A 21,319-nucleotide genomic window follows, 5' to 3' on the forward strand; every position below is an offset into this window, starting at 1 on the left:
TGCGTAGGAATCCACAGTCCGGCGGGCCCTGGCACCCGCGAGCCGCCTCAGCGCAGCGTCACTTGCCGGCGCGGCGGCGGCCGCCCGACACCTTGAGCAGCAGCTCCAGCAGCAGCAGCCGCTCGGCCGGCGAGAGCACCGACAGGGCGTCGTTTTCCATCGTCGCGGCGATCTTCTCGGCGCGCTGCACCAGCTGCTGGCCGGCCTTGGTGAGCACGACGATCTGCGAGCGGCGGTCTTCGGTGCTGCGCACCCGCTCGACCCAGCCGCGCTCCACCATGCGGTCGAGCGTGACAGCGAGGTTGGGCGGCGAGACATCGAGCGCCTGGCCGAGCTGCTTCTGGTTGACGTTCTCGTTCGAGGCGACGAGCACGAGGATGGAGAACTCCACCGCCTTCAGCTGCAGCGGCCCGAGGTGCTTGGCAAACACCTTCTTGAGCGCGACCGACGCGCGCGTGGCCGCATAGCCCATCAGGTGCGTGAGGCGCGACTGGTCGAGCGGCGCCGAACGGGCGCGCGGTTCCACGGTGTCGTCGGCGGCAAGCTCGGTGGCGTTCATGGGGGCGGGGGGTGGAGCTGAGGCAGCGGATTTTGCCCTGCGCGGATGCGCGCCAGGCAGAGCCCGGCTTCGGGCAGCAGGTAGTCGAGGTAGTAGCGGGCTGTTTCGCGCTTGGCGGTGTGGAAGGGTGACGATGCGTGCGCGGCCACCGCCTCGGCGCGCACCCAGCCCTGGGCCAGCAGCACCAGGCCGGCCAGGCGCAGGTAGTCGTCGGCCACGCGGTAGGGCAGCTCGGGGTCGCCCTTGCACTGCTGCAGCAGCTGCTGCGTCGCCTGCTGCCAGTTGGCGAGCCAGGGGTGCACACGCTCGGCGAGCTCGGTGGCGGGGAGCTCCTGCTGCAGTCGGGTGATGAGTCCGCCGAGCTTCACGCCGCCATCGGCGACCACCTTGCGCACCAGCAGGTCGATCGCCTGGATCTCGTTGGTGCCCTCGTAGATGCGCGAGATGCGGCTGTCGCGTACGCATTGCTCGATGCCGTGGTCGTGGATGTAGCCATGGCCGCCGTAGACCTGCTGCGCCGCTTGCGCCGAGGCGAATGCGTTGTCGGTGAGGAAGGCCTTGCAGATCGGCGTGAGCAGCGAGACCTCGTCGTGCGCGACGTGGCGCACGCTTTCGTCCGGGTGACGCTCGGCGAGGTCGAGCAGGTGCGCAGTCTCGTAGGCCAGCACACGGCCGCCTTCGAGCAGCGCACGCTGGCGCAGGAGGTTGTGGCGCACGGCGGGGTGCAGCACGATCGAGTCGGCCTCGGCGTTCTGGCGTGTGGCCTCGCGCACCGGCGCGCGCATCTGCACACGCTCCTGTGCGTAGGCGAGCGCGTTCTGGTACGCACTCTCGGCGTGGCCGACGCCCTGCAGGCCGACGTGCAGCCGCGCCGCGTTCATCATCACGAACATGCCGGCGAGGCCGCGATTCGCTTCGCCCACCAGCCAGCCCGTCGCACCCTCGAAGTTCATCACGCAGGTGGCGCTGCCCTTGATGCCCATCTTCTTCTCGAGGCCGTCGCAGCGCAGGGTGTTGCGCGTGCCGTCGGGCATCACCTTGGGCACGAGGAAGAGCGACAGTCCCTTGGTGCCGGCTGGCGCATCGGCGATGCGCGCCAGCACCATGTGCACGATGTTGTCGGTGAGGTCGTGCTCGCCGCCAGAGATGAAGATCTTGGTGCCGCTGAGGCGGAAGCTGCCGTCGGCCTGCGGCTCGGCGCGGGTCTTCAGCAGGCCCAGGTCGGAGCCCGCGTGCGCTTCGGTCAGGCACATGGTGGAAAGCCACTCGCCGCTCACGACCTTGGGCAGGTACTGCGCGCGCAGCTCGGGCGTGGCGTGGGCCAACAGGCTCTCGTAGGCGCCGTGCAGCAGGCCCGGGTACATGTTCCACGCGTGGTTGGCCGAGTTGAGCATCTCGTGCAGCACGGCGTTGACCGACTGCGGCAGGCCCTGGCCGCCGACCTCAGGATCGCAGGCGAGCGCCGGCCAGCCGGCCTGCACGAAGGCTTGGTAGGCCTCGCGGAAGCCGTTCGGCGTGGTGACCTGGCCGTCTTTCAGCGTGCAGCCTTGCAGGTCACCCACGGCGTTGAGCGGCGCGATCACTTCGGAGGCGAACTTGCCCGCCTCTTCGATCACCTGGCGTGCGGTGTCGGCATCGACCTCGGCGAAGGACGGCATCTGCGCCCACTGCGCGGGCAGGTTCAGCAGCTCTTCGGTGACGAACTGGATGTCACGCAGAGGCGGGTGGTACTGCCACATGGCGAGGTCAGGCTTCTGCCTTCTTGCGTGCGGCGCCGAGGTAGGTGTCGATCACGCGCGGGTCCTTCGCGAGCTCGGCGGCGGGGCCGCTGAGCGCGATCTCGCCCATCTCCAGCACGTAGCCGTGGTCGGCCACTTCGAGTGCGGCGCGGGCGTTCTGCTCGACCAGAAGAATCGTCACACCGGTCGCGCGCAGGTCCGAGATGGTCTTGAACACCTCCTTGACGATCAGTGGCGCGAGGCCGAGCGACGGCTCGTCGAGCATCAGCAACTGCGGCTTGCTCATCAGCGCGCGGCCGACGGCGAGCATCTGGCGTTCGCCGCCCGAGAGCGTGCCGGCGAGCTGCTTGCGGCGCTCCTTGAGGCGTGGGAAGCGGGTGAAGACCTCTTCCATCGTCTCGCGCGCGGCCTTCGGGCCCTGGCGCACGTGGCGATAGGCACCGAGCAGGAGGTTGTCTTCGACCGGCATGGTGGAGAAGAGCGCACGCGTCTCGGGCACGAGGGCGATGCCCTGCATCACGCGCTCTTCGAGGCTGCGCTTGTCGATGGGCTTGCCGTCGTAGGCGATCTCGCCTTTCGAGGGCATCACGCCCATCAGCGCGTTGAGCAGGGTGCTCTTGCCGGCGCCGTTGGGGCCGATCACCGTCACGACGCTGCCTTTTTGGGCCTCGAGGGTGAGGCCGTGGAGGACTTCGGCGTGGCCGTAGGCGGCGTGGAGGTTGCTGACCTTCAGCAAGGGGCTTGTCATGGGATGTCCTGTTTCACTGCGTGGGCCGCATGCCGGGTCTCGGCCCGGCGGCCGAGTTACTTTCTTTGCTTCGCCAAAGAAAGTAACCAAAGAAAGGCGACCCGACGGTGGCGGTCCGGCCTGCGGCCGGACTGCTCTGCGGTGCTCGGTCTTGAGGGGCCGCGCCTAACTCACTTCGCGGCCTTTGGCCGCTACGTTCAGACAAGAGGCGCGAAGTCAGTTCACGAAGCGCGCTGGCGCGCGCGCCCCTCAAGCCCTGCGCTCCTCGACGCCACCCACGGGAAGCGATTCGGCTCGCTTCGCATCGCCACCCGCACGGGTGCGCGCATAGCGCGCCCCGCATCCAGCACGAGGCGAAGCGAGTCGAGAGTACGAGGCCAGCGAAGCTGGCGAGGGTATCCCGGGGCCCTTGAGAGCCGTCGAGCAGCGCAGGGCTTGGGGTGGCGCGCGCAGCGCGCTTCGTGAACTGACTTCGCGCAGCTGTTTGAGCGCAGCGCCGCAGGCGCGTAGCGAGTTCTGCGCGACACCCCAAGCCCGAGCAGCGCAGAGAAGTCGCCCCTAGGGCGACCGGCGAACGGGGTGCCTTTTCTTTTGGTTCCTTTTCTTTGGGCAAGCAAAGAAAAGGGACTGCGCCGCCGGGCGCACATCCCGGCGCAGCCTCGCGCAGTGAACAGAACCCCACGATCAATGCTCCGTGCCCAGGTACGCAGCACGCACCGCCGGAGAAGCCTGCACTTCAGCCGGCGTCCCCTCCATCAGCTTCGTCCCAAATTCCATCACCACGATCCGATCCGTGACCTGCATCACCAGATCCATGTCGTGCTCGACCAGCAGGATCGACAACCCTTCCGAGCGAAGCTGCCGCAGCACCTCCACCAGCGCCTGCTTCTCCTTGTGCCGCAAGCCGGCGGCAGGCTCATCCAGCAACAGCAACGCCGGATCCGCGCACAAGGCCCGCGCAATCTCCATCAAGCGCTGCGGCCCCATCGCCAGATTGCCCGCCTGCTCATGCAGGTACTGCTCCATCCCGATGCGCTTCAACTGCCGCTCCGCCTCACGCAGCAGCGAACGCTCCTCGGCCCGATCGAGCCGCAGCATCGCCGACGCCACGCCACGCGAGCCGCGCAGGTGGGCGCCCAGCGCCACGTTCTCCAGCACCGTCATCGTCGGGATCATCTTCACGTGCTGGAACGTGCGGCAGAGGCCGCGCTTCGCGATGTCGCGCGAGGCCATGCCGTCGATGCGCTGGCCGCGGAAGGTGACCGCGCCGCTCGTGGCCGGCAACACGCCCGTCACGAGGTTGAAGGTCGTCGACTTGCCCGCGCCGTTGGGCCCGATCAGGCCGACGATCTCGCCCGCACGCACCTGGAAGCTCACGTCGTTGACCGCCACCAGCCCGCCGAACTGCTTGCGCACCGCCTGCACATCGAGCACCAGCTCGCCCTGCGGCGGCTTGCTTTGCTCGGCGAGCGGCGCGGCGTCGTGCCAGTCGACCTTGCGCTTGACCGGGGGCAACCAGCCTTCGATGAAGGCCCACACGCCATCGCGCGCGTAGTGCAGCACCAGCACCAGCGCGATGCCGAACACGATCACCTCGTAGTTGCCGCTGCTGCCCATCAGCTTGGGCAGCCACACCTGCAACTGCTCTTCCAGGATCTTCACGATGCCGGCGCCGACGATGGCGCCCCACACATGGCCCACGCCGCCGAGCACCGCCATGAAGAGGTACTCGATGCCCTTGTTGAGGCCGAAGGGCGAGGGGTTCACCGTGCGCTGGAAGTGCGCAAAGAGCCAGCCCGAAACGGCCGCGAACAGCGCCGCAATCACGAAGGCCATCACCTTGGTCTGAAAGGTGTTCACGCCCATGGCCTCGGCCATCGTCGTGCCGCCCTTCACCGCGCGCAGCGCCCGGCCCACGCGCGAGTCGAGCAAATGCAGCGTGGCAAACGAGGCCAGCACCACGATCACCCACAAGAGGTAGTAGAAGCTGCGGCCCGACCTCAGCTCGGTGCCGAAGAAGTTGATCGCCGGCAGGCCCAACAGGCCGTCGTACTTGCCGAGCGCGTCGATGTTGCCGAGCGTGTAGTACAGGCTCAGGCCCCAGGCGATGGTGGCCAGCGGCAGGTAGTGGCCCGACATGCGCAGCGTGACCCACGCGAGCACGAGCGCGAAGACTGCCGTGATCACGAGGCCGATCCACACCGTGACCCACGGCGAGAAGCCGTGCACGGTGGTGAGGTAGGCGGTGGTGTACGCGCCCATGCCGACGAAGGCCGCCTGGCCGAAAGACGTGAGCCCGGCCACGCCGGTGAGCAGCACCAGGCCGAGGGCGACCAGCGCATAGAGGCCGATGTAGTTGGCCTGCGTGATCCAGAACTCGGGCACCGGCAGCAGCGGCAGCACCGCCACGGCCAGCACGAAGACGATGAGGGAGATGCGACGGATGTTCATGTTGTTGTCCAGTGTTCCCCGCCGGGCCGCCCCAAGGGGAACGGCGCCCCTCGGGGGCAGGAGCAAAGCGACTGGGGGGCTCTCATCACTCTTCGTCGTCGTGGCCGTGGAGGAAGGATCTCCAGAGCAGCACGGGGATGATCACGGTGAAGACGATCACCTCCTTGAAGGCGCTGGCCCAGAAGGAGCCAAAACTCTCGAGCACGCCGACGAAGATGGCGCCCAGCGCCGCGGCCGGGTAGCTCGCCAGCCCGCCGAAGATGGCGGCGACGAAGCCTTTCAGGCCGATGAGGAAGCCGGAGTCGTAGAAGATGGTCGCGGTGGGCCCGATGAGAAGGCCCGACAGCGCCCCCATGAAGGCGGCGAGGCCGAGGGTCAGGCGGCCGGCGCCCGAGGTCGAGATGCCCATCAGCCGCGCGCCGAGCCGGTTGACCGCCGTGGCGCGCAAGGCCTTGCCGCGCAGCGTGAGCTCGAAGAAGACGAACAGCGCCGACATCAGCGTGATCGTCGCCACGAAGATGATGAAGGCCTGGCCCGAGACCGTGACCGGGCCGAGCTGGAAACGTTCGTCCCAGAAGCTCGGGTTGCGGAAACCTTCGGCACCGAAGAACACGAGGCCGAGACCGGTGAGCGCGAAGTGCACGCCGACCGAGACGATGAGCAGCACCAGCACGCTCGCGTCGGCCAGCGGCTCGTACGCGAGGCGGTACACCAGCGGGCCGAGCGGCGTGACCACCGCCAGCGTGAAGAGGCTCTGCGCCCACAGCGGCCAGCTCCGCGGCCCCGCAAACCAGGCCACCGCAAACACGAGGACCGGCACCGCGAGCGTGAGCAGCGCTTCCTTCGCGAGCACCCCGGAGCCGAGCCCGCGGCGCATGCCGCGCACACCGTCGACGACCGCCGCGATCACCGCCACCGCGAGCAGCAGCCACACCGTACCCGGCAGGTCGCCATGGCGGTGCCAGAAGCTGCCGACCGGGTTGCCGTTCTGCAGGATGGCCAGCGTGATCGCGCCATAGGCGACGAAATCACCCTGCCCGATGAAGATGATGCGCGTGATGGCAAACACCAGCACGGTGGCCAGGGCCAGCAGCGCGTAGATGGCGCCATTGGTGACGCCGTCCAGCGTGAGGATGCTGGCGATAGAGAAGTCCATGTTCGATCGACACCAATAAATTGGCCGAGCGAAGCAAGGCCAAGATCAAGCAACGCCCGGGGGAACCGGCTTGGCCGGGCCCCTCGGGTGGCGCCCCTTGGGGGCAGGAGCGTTAGCGACTGGGGGGCTGATCAGTTCTCTACGTCCCACTCACCCTTGACCACCTTGAGGATCACGCCGGTCTCGGTCGTGAAGCCCCAATGGTTGTCCTTCGAGTAGGTCACCACGCCCTGCGACAGCACCGTGCGCCCCATGTTCTCGATCGCATCACGCAGCGCGGTGCGGAAGGCTTGCGTGCCCGGCTTGCCGGCCTTGAGCGCGACCGGCACCGCCTTCTCGAGCACGATGACGGCGTCGTAGCCGTGCGCGCCGAACTGGTTGCGGCTGCCGGCGCCATAGGCCTTCTCGTACTTCTGCACGAAGTCGAGCGCGAGCTTCTTCGACGGGTGCGAATCGGGCAGCTGCTCGGGGGCCACCGCCGGGCCGGAGACGACGAAGGAGCCTTCGACGTCCTTGCCACCGATGCGCATCAGGTCGCGCGACGCGGCCGCGTGCGTCTGGTAGATCGTGCCCTTGTAGCCGCGCTCGATCAGGCCCTTGTGCGGCATGGCGGCACCGGAGCCCGAGGCGACCACGAGGATGGCCGGCGGGTTGGCCGCGACGAGCTTCAACGCCTGCGCGGTCACGCTGGTGTCGGGGCGCGCAAAGCGCTCCACCGCCACGATCTGCGGGCCACCGAGCTTGGCCGACTCGGCCTTGAAGTCGTTGAGCCAGCCTTCGCCATACGCGTCGGTGTAGCCCAGGAAGCCGATCTGCTTGATGCCCTTCTTCTTCATGTGCTCGATCAGCGCATGCGCCATCACGGCGTTGCTCTGCGGCAGGCGGAAGGACCAGGTGTCGCGGCCCGCCGGCAGGTTGGCCGGCGACATCATCAGCTGCACGGTCTGCGCTTCGGCGGCCACACCGGCCATCGCGATGGCGACCGGTGTCACGGCCGAGCCCACCAGGATGTCGACCTTGTCTTCGGTGACGAGCTTCTTGGCGTTCTGCACGCCCTTGGTCGGGTCGCTCGCGTCGTCGAGCACGATCACGTTGAGCTTCTCGCCGGCGATGCTCGTCGGCCACAGCTTCACGTAGTTGTTGACGGGAATGCCCAGGCCGTTGCCGGGCCCGGTGAGCGGGAGCACCACGCCGATGGTGATGTCGGCCTGCGCGGCGCCTGCAGCGAACAGGGCAGCCAGGGCGATGGCAAGGGGTCGGAAGGCTTTCATGTGTCTTGTCTCCAGTGATGAAAGGGAACGTCGCGGGTCAACTGCAAAGGGCTTGGATGTCTTCAGGCACGGGGATCGCCCTGAGGCGCTCGCGGTCGTGGTCGTCGCGCTTGACGAAGGCGCGCACCTCGCGGCCTTCGCAGATCAGCTCGTCGCCACGCAGCACGCGGTGCACCTGGGTGAAGGCCACGCGGCGCCACTCTTCGATGTGCGTGTGCACGGTCAGCGTGTCGCCGTAGGTCGCGGTCTTGAGGAACTTGGTGTTGATCTCCAGCAGCGGCGTTCCCACGATGCCGCGCTCGTTTTCCAGGACGCGCCAGGGCTTCACGCCGCACTGCATGAAGAAGGTCAGCGAAGCCGCGTCCATCCAGCGGCAGAAATTTGGGAAGAACACGATGCCCCCGGGATCGCAGTCGCCGAACTGCACGGTCACGGTGTAGGTGGTGCTGCGGGGCATGTGTGGTCGTTTCAGTTCAACGTGCCGCCATGCGCAGGGCGCCGTCGAGACGGATCACCTCGCCGTTGAGCGAAAGGTTCTCGACGATGCTCGCTGCCAGGTGGCCGAACTCTTCGGGCTTGCCCAGGCGCTTGGGGAAAGGAATGCTGGCCGCAAGCGACTCCTGCACCTGCTGCGGCAGCTCGGCGAGCAAGGGCGTGAGGAACAAGCCCGGGGCAATGGTGCAGGCCCGCACGCCGAACTGGGCGAGGTCGCGCGCGAGCGGCAGCGTCATCGCGGCGAGACCGCCCTTGGAGGCCGAATACGCTTCCTGCCCGACCTGGCCGTCGAAGGCCGCGGCCGAGGCGGTGTTGACGAACACACCGCGCTCACCGTCTTCCAGCGGGTCGAGCGCCACGATGCGCGCGGCCGTGAGGCGGATCACGTTGTAGGTGCCGATCAGGTTGACGCGGATCACCCGCTCGAAGTCTTCGAGCGGCGCGGGCGAGCCGTCTTTCTGCACCACGCGCTTCGCGGTGCCGATGCCGGCGATGTTCATCACGATGCGCGCTGGGCCGTGGGCCTTTTCGGCGGCGTCGAGTGCGGCGGTGACGGAGTAGGTGTCGGTGATGTCGCACTTGAGCGCGATGCCGCCGATCTCGGCCGCAAGTTTCTCGCCGAGCGCGGTGTTGAGGTCGAGGATCGCGACCTTGGCGCCGCGACGGGCGAGCTCGCGCGCGGTGGCCGCGCCGAGGCCCGAGGCTCCGCCGGTGACGAGGGCTGCTTGTCCTTGGATCTTCATGGTGGGTGTGTGAGTTGAACGTATGGGCCGATCACGCGGCGTCAGGGTTTTCAAGCAGCAGCGCGATGCCTTGTCCGCCGCCCACGCAGGCCGACGAGATGCCGTAGCGCTGGCCGCTCTTGCGCAGCGCGCGGGCCACGGTGATGGTCAGGCGCACGCCGGTCGCGGCGAGCGGGTGGCCGAGCGCGATGGCGCCGCCGTGCACGTTGAGGCGGTCCTGGTCGAGGCCGAGTTCCTTGGCGACGGCCAGCGTCTGCGCGCCCTGCGCTTCGTTGATCTCGAAGCGGCCGATGTCGTCGAGCTTGAGACCGGTGCGCTCCAGCAGCAGGCGGATCGCCGGCGCCGGGCCGATGCCCATGATCTCGGGCGGCACGCCGACGGCGGCGGCCGCGAGCACGCGGGCCAGCGGCTTGTGCTTGTTGGCCTTCACGTAGGAGCCGCTCGCGACCACGGCCGCTGCGCCCGCATCGACGAGCGCGGAGCTGTTGCCGCCCGTCTGCACGCCATTCGGATAGACGGTGCGCAGCTTGGCCAGCACTTCCACCGGCGAGGGGCGCACGTGCGTGTCGCGGTCGAGTTTCTCCACCTTGCGCGGGAGCTCGATGTGGCGATCCGCATACCCGTCGAGCTTGAAGGTCTCGGCCGTCACCGGGACGATCTCACCCGCAAAGAAGCCCTCTTCCTGCGCCGCCACCGCGCGCGCGAACGAGCGCGACGCATACGCGTCGACCTCGGGGCGCGTGATGCCGTATTTCCTGGCCAGGTTCTCGGCCGTCTGGATCATGGTGATGTTCGGCGCGGGGTCGACCAGCGCTTCCCACATGAAGTCCTTGAACTCCACCGGTGCGCCGAGCTTGAAGCCGGTGCGGTGGGTGAAGGCGGCGATCGGGTTGCGCGTCATCGACTCGGCGCCGACGACCAGCGCCGCATCGCAATAGCCCCCCGAGATCTGCTCGCCGGCCTGGCGGAAGAGCTCGAAGCCGGTGCCGCAGATGCGCTGCACCATGATCGCGGGCACCTCGGTCGGCACGCCGGCGTAGAGGCCCACGAGGCGCGGGAACATGAACTGGTAGAAGTCGCTCGGCGCCATGTTGCCGGCGATCACCGAGCCGATGTCGCTCGCCGGCACGCCGGTGCGGGCGAGCACTTCACGTGCGACCTTGATGCCGAGGTCGGTGGCGCTGACCGCGCCGAGCTCGCCGCAGTAGTCGACCATCGGCGTGCGCACGCCGTCGATCATCCAGATGTCGTCGAAGCCGCCGAAGAAACCTTTGCTGGCCATGGTGTGTTCCTTGAAAGTGGTTCAGGCGCGCGGCAGGACCAAGCCTGCCACGCTGCCGTCGTAGAGCGCATCGACCAGCGCCGCGCGGTGCGTCAGCACGTTGCGCTGGTTGATCGAGCCCTTGTCGGTGATCTCGCCCTTGTCGATCGAGGGCGGCTCGCGCAGCACGTGCAGGCGCGCGATGCGGTTGGCGCTGCCGGTGCCACGGGCCCAGAGCTTGTTGGCGAGCGCCTGGAAGAAATCGACGACCTTCGGGTGCGTGAGCACCTCTTCGGTCGACGCTGCGTCGGGCAGGCCGGCGAGGTGGCGGCACTCTTCCATGCGCGGGAAGACGAGTGCGCCGACTTCGTCGCGGTTGAGGCCGGTGATGACCACGTCCTGCACCAGCGGGGCGCCTTGCGACACCACCGCGGCCTTCAGCGGGCCCACGCTCACGAAGGTGGCGGTGGAGAGCTTGAAGTCCTCGGCGATGCGGCCGTCGAACATCAGGCCCTTGTTGTGGTCGTTCGCATCGACCCAGGTCACCGCGTCGCCGGTGCAGTAGAAGCCTTCGTCGTCGAAGGCCTTGGCGGTGTTTTCCTCGTCGCGCCAGTACCCCGGCATGACGTTGGGGCCGCGGAAGCGCACCTCGGTCTTGTCGCCTTGCGGCACGAGCTTCACGTCGACCCCCGGGCACGGCAGGCCGATGAAGCCAGCGCGGGCGTCGGTGCCGAGCACGAAGGTGCAGGAGGGCGCCGTCTCGGTCATGCCCAGGCCGCCGATGACGCGGATGCGCTCGCCGACGGTGGCTTCGGCGTGCTGGTCGAGCAGGTTCCAGGTCGCCTGCGAGATGCCGGCGCCGCCGCACATGAAGGCGGCCACGCGCTTGAAGAGCGATTCGCGCAGGGCGGCGTCGGTGTTCATCGCCGACGCGATCTCGTCGAAGCCCTTGGGCACGTTGAAGTAGACGGTGGGCTGGATCTCGCGCAGGTTGCGCAGCGTCTCGACGATGCCTTTCGGCGTGGGCTTGCCGTCGTCGATGTACATCGTGCCGCCGTTGTAGAGCGTGATGCCGACGTTGTGGTTGCCGCCGAAGGTGTGGTTCCAGGGCAGCCAGTCGACGAGTACCGGCGGCTGTTCGGCCAGGAAGGCCATCGACTGGCGCAGCATCTGCTGGTTGGCGCACCACATGCGCTGGGTCACGACCACGCCCTTGGGGTTCTTGGTCGAGCCCGAGGTGAACATGAACTTGGCGATGGTGTCGGCGTCGACCTTTGCGTGCGCGGCTTCGCCGGTCGGGCCGTAGGCGGTGTCGAGCAGCGCGTCGAAGCGCGTCGCCTTGCGGCCGGGCAGTTCGCCCTGCGTCAACACGACTTCGGTGCCGGCCGGCACGCAGCAGTCGATGGCCCGTGCGTAGGCCTTGGCATCGCAGGCGAAGACAAGGCCGGGGTTCAGCTTGTCGAGGATGTACTGCAGCTTGCCGTAGTCCTGCGCCACGACCGAGTAGGCCGAGGAGATGGTGGCGTGCGGCACGCCGACCCACAGAGCGCCCATCACGAGGGTCAGGTGCTCGAGGTCGTTGTCGGAGAGGATGACCACCGGGCGGTCGACCGAGAGCTTGCGGTCGACGAGCGCCTGGCCGATGGCCTTGGCGCGGGCCAGCATGTCGGCGTAGGAGATGCGGCGCCAGTCGCCACCGTTCACGCGTTTGGCGACGAAGGTGCGGTCGGGCACCTCGGCCGCGAACTGCTCCAGACGATCGGTGAGGCGCACCGGGTAGGGCTGCAACGCCTCGGTCGAACGCAGCACCTTGATGCCATCGGCGCGCGTCTCCAGCGTCGCACTGATCGCGCCGCCGACGCTTGCGTGCCGGTACTTCGCCGTCACGACTTCACCACCTTCCCCGCACGCTTTTCGAGGAAGGCGCGCAGGCGCTCTTTCGCATCGGGCGTGGACTCGGCCACCGCCGCCATCAGCGACTCGGTGAAGAGGCCTTCCGACTGTGACTGGTCGGCGATGCGCGGCAGCGCGTGCGTGACGGCGTAGTTGGACAGCGGCGCGTTCTGCGCGATGCGCTGCGCCAGTTCATACGCCTTGGCGAAACCTTCGCCTTGCGGCACCACGTACTGCACGAGGCCGGCGGCCAGGCCTTCCTGCGCGTCGTAGACGCGGCCGGTCAACATCATGTCGGCCATGCGCGCCACGCCCATCAGCCGTGGGATGCGCGCCGAGCCGCCACCGCCGACAAAGAGGCCACGCTGGCCTTCGGGCAGGCCGAAATACGCCGAGGCCTCAGCCACACGGATGTGCGTCGCCGAGGCCAGCTCCAAGCCACCGCCGACCACCGCGCCGTGCAGCACCGCGACCACCGGCACACGGCCGAACTGCACCTGGTCGAAGGCGGCATGCCACATGCGCGAGTGCAGCACGCCCTCGCCCACGTCGCGCTCCACCAGCTCCGACAGATCAAGCCCGGCGCAGAAGTGATCGCCCTCACCGCTGACGATGGCCACGCGCACGTCGTCGGGCAGGTTGACGACGGCGGTGTGGAGTTGCTGAATCAGCGTGTCGGAGATGGCGTTGCGCTTGGCCGGGCGGTTGAGGCGGAGGTGCAGCACCGGGCCGGCCTGGCTGACCTGCAGCAGGTCGAGCGAGGCCAGGAGGCCGGTGACGGGGCGGAAATCTGTGCTCATGCGCGGGCTGGTGGCAGTCGCCAACAATTTAGTTAAAAGACAAAACTACTTTTCGCTGCTGCCATCTTAGGAGCCGCACCCCGGCCGCGCAAGTTTCAGCTATGGGAATCACCCTGGTATTTACCCTAGGATCGGGTCCTACATAGTTCAATACCATAAACATTTACGCACCCACCCTCCCCACTTGAGGACGACCGCCCATGAGCAAACTGATAGACGCGAAGGCCGCCGCCGGCCTGATCCCCGACGGCGCCACGGTATGGCTGGGCGGCCTGGCGATGATGGGGTTCGCCGAAGAGATCGCGAAGGCGATCGAGGCGCGTTACCTGGAGAGTGGCCACCCGAAGAACCTGACCACCTGGGCCTCGGGCGCGATCGGCAACGCGAAGGACGGCGGCATGGTGCACTTCGCCCACCCCGGCCTGCTGAAACGCATGATCGCGGGCCATTACGGCCAGTGCGGCGCGAATCTCATGAAGATGGTGATGGCCGGCGAGATCGAGGCATACAACTTCCCGCAGGGCTCGCTGGCCAACCTGCCCAAGCACATCGCGGCGCGTACGCCGGGCCTCTTGACCAAGGTGGGCCTGGGCACCTTCGTCGACCCGCGCATCGAGGGCGGCAAGATGAACAGCGCGACGACGCAAAGCCTCAACGAGGTGGTGCAGTTCGCCGGTGAAGAGTGGCTCTTCTACCCGTCGCCCAAGGTCGACGTGGCGCTGATCCGCGCGACGCTCGCCGACGAGAAGGGCAACCTCTCGATGGACAAGGAAGGCGTGCTGCTCGAGACCCTCTCGGTCGCGCAGGCGGTGAAGGCCAACGGTGGCATCGTGATCGCGCAGGTCGAGCGCATCGTGAAGGCCGGCTCGCTGCACCCGAAGTCGGTGAAGGTGCCGGGTCTGGTCGTCGACCATGTGGTGATCGGCAAACCCGAGAACCACATGCAGACCATCAGCACGCAGTACAACCCGGCGCTGGCCGGTGACATCCGCGTGCCGGTGAGTGCCATGAAGCCGATGCCGCTCGATGCGCGCAAGGTGATCGCCCGCCGCGCCGCGGCCGAACTGATCGAAGGCGCGGTGGTCAACCTCGGCATCGGCGTGCCCGCCGGTGTGCCCGCCGTGGCCCACGAAGAAGGCCTGGGCGATGCCTTCGAGCTCAGCGTGGAGTCTGGCGTCAACGGCGGCGTGCCGCAGATGGGCGGCGACTTCGCGCTCTCGCTCAACGCCGAGTCGATCATCGAGCAGCCGCTGCAGTTCAACTTCTACGACGGCGGCGGCATCGACGTGAGCTGCCTCGGCCTCGCGCAGGCCGATGCCAGCGGCAACGTCAACGTCAGCAAGTTCAGCGGCCGGCCGGTCGGTTGCGGCGGCTTCATCAACATCACGCAGAGCGCGAAGAAGCTGGTCTTCTGCGGCACCTTCACCGCCGATGGCCTGGAACTTGAGATCGGCGGCGGGCTGCTCAAGGTGACGAAAGAAGGCGCGCACCGCAAGTTCATCAAGCAGGTGGAGCAGATCACCTTCAGCGGCTCCGGCTCGGTGCAGCGCCAGCAGACGGTGCTCTTCATCACCGAACGCGCGGTGTTCCACCTCACGGCCGAGGGCCTGGAGCTGACCGAGGTCGCCCCCGGCATCGACCTCGAGCGCGACGTGCTCGCGCACATGGACTTCAAGCCCGTGATGAAGAACGTGCGCCCGATGGACCCGGGCATCTTCCAGGAGACATGGGGCGGCCTGGCAGAGGCGATGCGGCATGCCAGGCCGCTGAGCTGACGGGCGCGCTCAGTGGTGGTGCCGGCGCGGCCGGGCCTGGTCGGGCCGGCTGTAGTCGCACACCCCCTCGGGGAAGATCTGCTGCAGCTTGGCCACCGCCGCCGCGTTGGGCATCCATGGGGCATAGGTGCCATCGGCCACTGCCTTCATGACCGGCTTGAGCGCGCACTGGTAGATGCCGCCTTCGATCGGCGCGCCGGCCACGGTGCGTGAGGTGCCGTAGATCGGGAAACGCTGCGTGCACGGGCCGGGCGGCAGCGAGTCGAGGATGCCGTTCCAAGCGTCATCGCCCGCGTAGATGAGCTGGCCATGCACGTCGAAGCAGCTGTCGACCGCCCGCGCGGGCCGGTTGCGGGCGATGCCCTTCTTCGGGTTGGCGCGGATGTTGGCCATCCACTCGTCCATCACCGCGATGGCCTCCATCGACTGGCTCGCCTTGGGCTGGCCGGGCATCGTGTCGGTGAACCAGATCACCAGGTGGTCGGCACGGCCCATCTTCTCCAGCACGCGCTTTCGCACCGCGAACGACTGGTGCGAGTTGTGCATGTCGAGCTCACGCTCCATGTACTGGCGGTGGTCGATGGTGGGCAGCGTGAGCTCGCCGTCGAACACATGGCCCGAGGTGTAGGCGGCGCGGGTGGCGATCGGGTCGCCCTTGGTGCGCGGCGCCGGCTGGTCGGACGCGGGGCTCAGGTTCATGTTGCGGCGGCTCCAGGGGTCGAAGTAGCCGGGTTCGGTCAGCGCCCGGTTGATCTCGGCCTGCGAGGTGCCGAAGAAGGGGAAGCCTTCCTGCACCATGTCGCTCGGGTGCTTCCAGCCGCCGATCTTGAAATTGAGGTCGAGGAACTCGTCGGGCGTGATCCGGCCTTCCTTCATCGAGCGCAGGCCGTACTGCACGCCCACGTTGTCCCAGGTCGGGCGTGCTGCACCGGTGGCGTCGACACCATAGACGTTGCGCAGGTCGTCGTAGTGCGTCCAGCGGATGGCGGCGATGGCGCTCTGCGGCTCGTAGAGCTGCTGGTTGGGCGCCTGCCCGTACCAGGGGTTCATCGCCAGCGGCGTGAGCCCGCGCCAGGCCGGCACGCACTCGGTGGTTCCCGGTGCGGTGCTGTAGCCGAGCGCGGTCTTGAGCGGCGCCAGCGCATCGTTGACACGCGCGAAGCCTTCCTCGGCGTTGAAGCCGACGAGCCAGCTGCGGTTCTTGGTGACGCGCCACTTCGGGTTGGCACGGTCGGTGGCGTCCATGTAGTGCTCGAGCAGCTCGCAGTCGCCGACGTGGATGGTCTGCGTGACCATGTCGGGGTACGACTGCACCGGCAGCGCGGCATCGAGGATGCCCGGCTGGTTCTGCTGGAGGATGTACTGCTGGATCGCGCCGCCCGAGCCGCCCAGGCCGTAGGTGTAGAGCGGCATGCCGTAACGTTCGACGAAGCGCTCCTTGGTCATCATCGCGGTCTCGGCGGCGAGCTGCAGGTTGTAGTGCGTGCCGGTGTTGTTGCCGCTCGAATGCACGATGGCCGTGCCGGTGCGCAGGATGTCGGCGTTCATCGCGCCGCCATGCAGCGTGCCTTGCGTGTGGCCGACCGCCACGCCGCCCTGGAACCAGTACTGTAGGCGCTTGTTCCACAGGCTCAGGTCGGGCGAGGCCGGGTTCTCGCCGCGCGGCGCCAGCATCGCGAAGCTGTACAGGAAGCGGTTGATGCTGCCGCGCTCCTGGCGCACGATGAAGTCGACCTCGCGGCCGTCGGCGAGCGTGGTCTTGGCCATGTCGGCGGGGGTGGAGCCGTCGGCGGGCAGCGGCCGCCATTGGTTCGTGGTGCTGCGGTACCAGTGGGTGACGAAGGTCTCGATCGAGCAGGTCTTGCTGTAGCCGATTCGCGCGCCGCTGGCGTCGAACACCGGGAAGCCCGGGGGCGTGGCCGACTCGACCAGCGGCTGGCGGCCCACCGCGCCTTGCGTGGTGGTGCAGACGAAAGGCTCCTGCTGCGGGCCCGAGAAGATGGGGCCGGTGATGGGGTAATTCGTCAGCACCAGGCGGTCGCGCAGCAGGAAGCCGAGGTGCTTGTGCCGCACTTCCAGCACGTTGCGGCCTTCGACCAGGCCGGTGATCACGCCTTCCAGGCCGTCGGCGGTGGGTGAGAGCACGCCGGTCACGAGCCGGCCGTTGAGGCGCAGCTCCAGCTTGTCGCGCAGGCCCGGCGGCACGCGCACCGCGATGCGTGCGTCGCCGCCCGACACGTACTGCGGCGGGCTGGAGAGCACGCTGAGCTCGACCGCACCGTGGCGGCCCCCTCGCTCGCCATCGCCTTGCGCGTTCGATCCCGCGGCAAGCGCCGTCTCGCGGTCACCGGCATCGCTGCCGCCAGCATCACTGCCGCCACCACATGCGGCCAGCAGCCACACGCTGGCCGCCACGACCGCCTGAACCTTCCAGGTCTTCATGGTGCTGTCTCCTTTGGCCCGGTCGGGGCCTTGTGGGTTGTTCGACCTTTGAACTTAGCGGCGCGGAAGAAGACCGCCTACCGGTTTTACGCGGGGTGCCCGAAAGCACTGTCGGGCCATAAGCAATCCGGCGGCGCGCATCAAAAACGTCCGCTGTGCGCGCAGGCTTCCTGGTGATCGCCCAGCGCTGCAACGACTGCGGGATTGCCCGCAAACCACCTGGCATTCAATTACTTAAATTCAATAAGCAATTCGGCGAGCGCCGCTGGCGCCGGACTGCACGCCTAGGGACTTTCGAGCCGCCTCACCGAACGGCCACAGCCAGGAGACAACCCACATGCACGCAACACGACGTTCACCGGCCGCGCTGGCGGCCACCACCCTGCTCGCCGCCCTCGCCGCTTGCGGCGGCAACGACGACGACAACACAGGCCCGCCGCGCCTCGCCGCGGCCACACCGGCCACGCTGTCGGGCAATTGCGCCGACCTGGCCGCGCGACTGACCACGCTCGCCAACACCACCATCACCGCCACCACCGACGTGGCGGCCGGCACGCTCATGGTGGCCGGCCAGCCGGTCGCGCAGCACTGCCACGTGACAGGCTCGATGTACCCGCGCACCGGCATCGATGGCAACGCCTACGCCATCGGCTTCGAGATGCGCCTGCCGAACAACTGGAACGGCCGCTTCTTCTACCAGGCCAACGGCGGCATCGACGGCAGCGTCGTCACCGCCACCGGCGCGGTGAACGGCGGCGCGGGCCTCACGAACGCGCTGCACATGGGCTTTGCCGTGATCAGCTCCGACGCCGGCCACAGCGGCGCGCTGGGCCCCAACTTCGGCATCGACCCGCAGGCCCGCCTCGACTACGGCTACCAGGCGGTGCAGAAGCTCACGCCCATGGCCAAGAGCCTGATCCAGACGGCCTACGGCAAGCAGCCCGACCGCTCGTACATCGGCGGCTGCTCCAACGGCGGGCGCCACACCATGGTGGCGATGAGCCGCTTCGCCGACCAGTACGACGGCTATCTTGCCGGCGCCCCGGGCTACAACCTGCCCAAGGCCGCCATCGCCAACATCTTCGGCGCCCAGCGCTACGCGCTGATCGACTCGGCCAACCTCGCCAATGCCTTCACCGCCGCCGAGCGCACCACCGTCGCCAACGCGGTGCTCGCCCGGTGCGACGCGCTCGACGGCGCCACCGACGGCCTGGTGCAGGACGTGGAGGCCTGCCGCAGCGCCTTCAACCTGGCGACCGACGTGCCCACCTGCCCCGGCGCGCGCGACGGCAGCTGCCTCACCACCTCGCAGAAGGTCGCCATCGCGCCGACTTTCAGCGGCGCCACCACCAGCACCGGCCGCTCGTTCTACGCGAGCTTCCCCTACGACCCGGGCATCGCGAGTGGCGGCATCCCGTTCTGGGAGTTCACCGCCCCGGTGCTGCTCGACACCGGCGGCGTCGCCCAGATCTGGAAGGTGCCGCCCGAGCCCGTGGCCGGCTTCAACGGCCCGGCCTTCGCGCTCAACCTCAACATCGACCTGGCGCTGCAGTGGATCGAAACCACGAACGCGACCTACACCGAATCGGCGATGAGCTTCATGACGCCGCCCAACCCGACGCAGCTCGGGACGCTGAAGAACCGCGGCGCCAAGGTCATGGTCTACCACGGCGTGGCCGACCCGATCTTCTCGGTCGACGACACCAAGGCCTGGTACGACGGCCTGCGTGCCAACAACGGCGGCGATGCCAGCAGCTTCGCGAAGTTCTACCGCGTGCCCGGCATGGCGCACTGCTCGGGCGGCCCGGCCACCGACCAATTCGACATGCTGACACCGCTGGTCGCCTGGGTGGAGCAAGGCATCGAGCCGCAGGCCGTGACGGCCACCGCGCGCGGCACCGGCAACGCCGCCGGCACCAACCTCGAAGTGCCCACCGCCTGGGGTGCCGCACGCACGCGGCCGCTGTGCCCCTACCCGAAGGTGGCGCGCTACAACGGCACGGGCGACGTGAACCTGGCGGCGAGCTTCAGCTGCCAGTAGGCGGAAGGCTCAATCGAAGATGTCGGACAGCCACGACTTGCGGCGCGGGTAGCCGCCGTGGCCGTGGTGCTTGCGGTAGTCGGAGTCCTCGAAATCGGGGCGCCGCACCGGCTGGGGCACCGCGGCCGGCGGCGCTGCCTCGTGCCGGGCCGAGCGCTCGATCAGCTTGTCGAGCTCGCCGCGGTCGAGCCAGACGCCGCGGCATTGCGGGCAGTAGTCGATCTCGACGCCTTGCCGGTCGGTCATCACGAGCGTGGCGTCGGGGCAGGTCGGGCATTTCATCGGGTCGTCTTTCGCAAGGGGTGAAGCCCCCTTGGTGACGACAAGGGCGCCGCGAGTTCCGGCGCCGGTGAAGATCTTCAGGCGCGCGCCAGCGCGGGCGCCGGTGCCGCAGCGACCGACCCATCCGTCTTGTTGACGCTGCACATCACCACCAGCTCGGCGCCGACCGGCAGCACGTAGGCCATCTTGTCGACCGGCAGCTTGGTCTGCGGGTGCAGGCTCTTGAACTCGATCCAGCCGCCGCCCGCGTCGGCGGCGGCGTAGGTCTTCGCGTTCAGCTCCTCGATGTTGACGCCGGGCGCGGCGACCGCCGGCTTGTCGGCTTTGTTCGGGTCCATGCCGAAGGCGCGGAAGATGCCCTTGCGGTCGAGCACGATGATGAAGAGGTCGCGGTCGATGAAGCCGCCGTCGCGCGCATGGAAGCGGCCCACGGCCGTGGGCAGGCCGGCGCTGTGGATGAGCGCCGCGGCTTTGTCGACGAGCGCGCGCGCTTCGTCGGCACACCCCTGGCGCAGCTTCATCGTGACCACGGCGGCCGAGAGCTGGCGGGCCTGCTCGCGCAAGCGCTCGGCCGACTTCACCGAGCTGTCGACCATGCGGGCGTTGCTCTGCGTGATGCCGTCCAGGCTCTGCACCGACTGCTCCATGCCCTGCAGGCCGCTCTTCTGCGCGGCGCTCGATTCGGAGATCACGCGCGCCTTGTCGGCCACCTGCGAAATGCCCTGCATCACCGCATTCAGCGACTGGCTGGCCTCGCGGATGCGCGCCATGCTCGTGGTGACCTCGGCGGCCGAGCCTTCGATCAGCGTCTTCACTTCGGTGGCCGCCTGCGCGCAGCGCTGTGCGAGCGAGCGCACCTCGGTGGCCACCACCGCGAAGCCGCGCCCCGATTCGCCGGCGCGCGCCGCTTCCACCGCGGCGTTGAGCGCGAGGATGTTGGTCTGGAAGGCGATGCCGTTGATGACGCCGATGATGTCGGTCATCTGGCCCGAGCGTTTCTCGAGGCCCTGCATCGAGTGCACGGCCGATTCGACGATCGCGGTGCCGCCCTCGGCCGCGTGGCGCACGCTTGCCGCCAGGCCGTCGGCCTCCTGCGCATCGCTCGCGTTCACCTGCACGGTGGTCACCAGCGAGGCCATGCTCTCCGAGGTCTGGTGCAGGCTCCTCGCCTGCTCCTCGGTGCGGTCGTGCAGCTCGTGCGCACTGGCCGAGAGCCGGTCGCCGGCCATGGCCACGAGCTGCGCCTCGCTGCGGATGGTGGACACGAGCTGCGAGAAGCGGCGGGTCATCGCCTCCATCTCGCGCGCCATGTCGGCCAGCTCATCGCGGCCCGGCAACACGCGCGACTGCGTGAGGTCGCCGGCGCAGAGGGCCTTCACCATCTCGTCGAGCGCGCGCATCGACTGGCTCAGGCTCGCGTGGAAACACACCGCCACGTAGACCCACAGCGCCACGGACGCACCGGCCAGCACACGCTCGATGCCGCTGCCCGCCAGCAGGGTCAGCAGCAGCGGCGCTGCGAGCAGCGGGGCGGCCAGCCCCACCAGCTTGCCGGGCAAGCGCAGGCGCTGCATTGCAGCAATGCCGGGACGCAACCACCAGGACAGGAAACCAGAGCGCATGAGGACCTCCGTCGGGCCGGGTTCGTTCGCCGTTATCGACG

The 21,319-nt window shown here is 68.3% G+C and carries 16 protein-coding genes; 2 read left to right on the forward strand and 14 right to left on the reverse strand.

Annotated features, from left to right (window positions below; genetic code table 11):
* Positions 1-58: 58 nt before the first annotated feature.
* From JI745_RS13020 to JI745_RS13070, 11 genes are all read right to left on the reverse strand, one after another.
* A complete protein-coding gene (locus JI745_RS13020; RefSeq protein ID WP_201807176.1) occupies positions 59-559 on the reverse strand; it encodes a MarR family winged helix-turn-helix transcriptional regulator in 501 nt (166 codons plus the stop codon).
* A complete protein-coding gene (locus JI745_RS13025) occupies positions 556-2,298 on the reverse strand; it encodes an acyl-CoA dehydrogenase family protein (protein WP_201807179.1) in 1,743 nt (580 codons plus the stop codon). Before JI745_RS13025 ends, JI745_RS13020 begins: the two co-directional genes overlap by 4 nt.
* A gap of 7 nt (positions 2,299-2,305) precedes the next feature.
* Entirely contained in the window at positions 2,306-3,046 is a 741-nt protein-coding gene (locus JI745_RS13030) for an ABC transporter ATP-binding protein (RefSeq protein WP_201807182.1), read from the reverse strand.
* Between the two features lie 684 nt (positions 3,047-3,730).
* Positions 3,731-5,497 carry an ABC transporter permease subunit gene (locus JI745_RS13035; RefSeq protein WP_201807185.1) on the reverse strand — a complete coding sequence of 589 codons (1,767 nt, stop codon included), beginning with the start codon at positions 5,495-5,497 and terminating at the stop codon, positions 3,731-3,733.
* A gap of 85 nt (positions 5,498-5,582) precedes the next feature.
* Positions 5,583-6,653: a branched-chain amino acid ABC transporter permease gene (locus JI745_RS13040; protein ID WP_201807187.1), complete on the reverse strand. Its 1,071-nt coding sequence runs from the start codon at positions 6,651-6,653 to the stop codon at positions 5,583-5,585.
* 131 nt (positions 6,654-6,784) lie between these two features.
* Entirely contained in the window at positions 6,785-7,924 is a 1,140-nt protein-coding gene (locus JI745_RS13045) for an ABC transporter substrate-binding protein (RefSeq protein WP_201807190.1), read from the reverse strand.
* 37 nt (positions 7,925-7,961) lie between these two features.
* A complete protein-coding gene (locus JI745_RS13050) occupies positions 7,962-8,381 on the reverse strand; it encodes a thioesterase family protein (protein WP_201807193.1) in 420 nt (139 codons plus the stop codon).
* Positions 8,382-8,397: 16 nt separating this feature from the next.
* Complete coding sequence (locus JI745_RS13055; RefSeq protein WP_201807206.1) at positions 8,398-9,162, reverse strand: SDR family NAD(P)-dependent oxidoreductase; 765 nt, start codon at positions 9,160-9,162, stop codon at positions 8,398-8,400.
* 31 nt (positions 9,163-9,193) lie between these two features.
* Positions 9,194-10,444, reverse strand: a complete 1,251-nt coding sequence (locus JI745_RS13060) for a thiolase family protein (protein WP_201807209.1) — start codon at positions 10,442-10,444, stop codon at positions 9,194-9,196.
* A gap of 21 nt (positions 10,445-10,465) precedes the next feature.
* Entirely contained in the window at positions 10,466-12,310 is a 1,845-nt protein-coding gene (locus JI745_RS13065; protein ID WP_201807212.1) for a feruloyl-CoA synthase, read from the reverse strand.
* Entirely contained in the window at positions 12,307-13,116 is an 810-nt protein-coding gene (locus JI745_RS13070) for a crotonase/enoyl-CoA hydratase family protein (RefSeq protein WP_201807214.1), read from the reverse strand. Before JI745_RS13070 ends, JI745_RS13065 begins: the two co-directional genes overlap by 4 nt.
* 200 nt (positions 13,117-13,316) lie before the next feature.
* Between JI745_RS13070 and JI745_RS13075 the strand changes: the two genes are divergently transcribed.
* Positions 13,317-14,891 carry an acyl CoA:acetate/3-ketoacid CoA transferase gene (locus JI745_RS13075; protein WP_201807223.1) on the forward strand — a complete coding sequence of 525 codons (1,575 nt, stop codon included), beginning with the start codon at positions 13,317-13,319 and terminating at the stop codon, positions 14,889-14,891.
* 9 nt (positions 14,892-14,900) lie between these two features.
* On the opposite strand, the gene JI745_RS13080 is transcribed toward JI745_RS13075, so the two are convergent.
* On the reverse strand, positions 14,901-17,333 hold the full coding sequence (locus JI745_RS13080; protein ID WP_201807225.1) for a DUF6351 family protein: 2,433 nt from the start codon (positions 17,331-17,333) through the stop codon (positions 14,901-14,903).
* A 337-nt stretch (positions 17,334-17,670) separates the two neighbouring features.
* Between JI745_RS13080 and JI745_RS13085 the strand changes: the two genes are divergently transcribed.
* Positions 17,671-19,374, forward strand: coding sequence for a tannase/feruloyl esterase family alpha/beta hydrolase (locus tag JI745_RS13085; protein WP_201807234.1), 1,704 nt, complete (start codon positions 17,671-17,673; stop codon positions 19,372-19,374).
* Positions 19,375-19,383: 9 nt separating this feature from the next.
* Here JI745_RS13085 and JI745_RS13090 read toward each other — a convergent pair whose 3' ends face one another.
* Positions 19,384-19,656, reverse strand: coding sequence for a zf-TFIIB domain-containing protein (locus tag JI745_RS13090; protein WP_201807237.1), 273 nt, complete (start codon positions 19,654-19,656; stop codon positions 19,384-19,386).
* A 77-nt stretch (positions 19,657-19,733) separates the two neighbouring features.
* Positions 19,734-21,278, reverse strand: coding sequence for a methyl-accepting chemotaxis protein (locus JI745_RS13095; RefSeq protein WP_201807240.1), 1,545 nt, complete (start codon positions 21,276-21,278; stop codon positions 19,734-19,736).
* Positions 21,279-21,319: the final 41 nt, after the last annotated feature.

It is taken from the genome of Piscinibacter sp. HJYY11 (assembly GCF_016735515.1).
Classification (GTDB): Bacteria; Pseudomonadota; Gammaproteobacteria; order Burkholderiales; family Burkholderiaceae_C; genus Rhizobacter.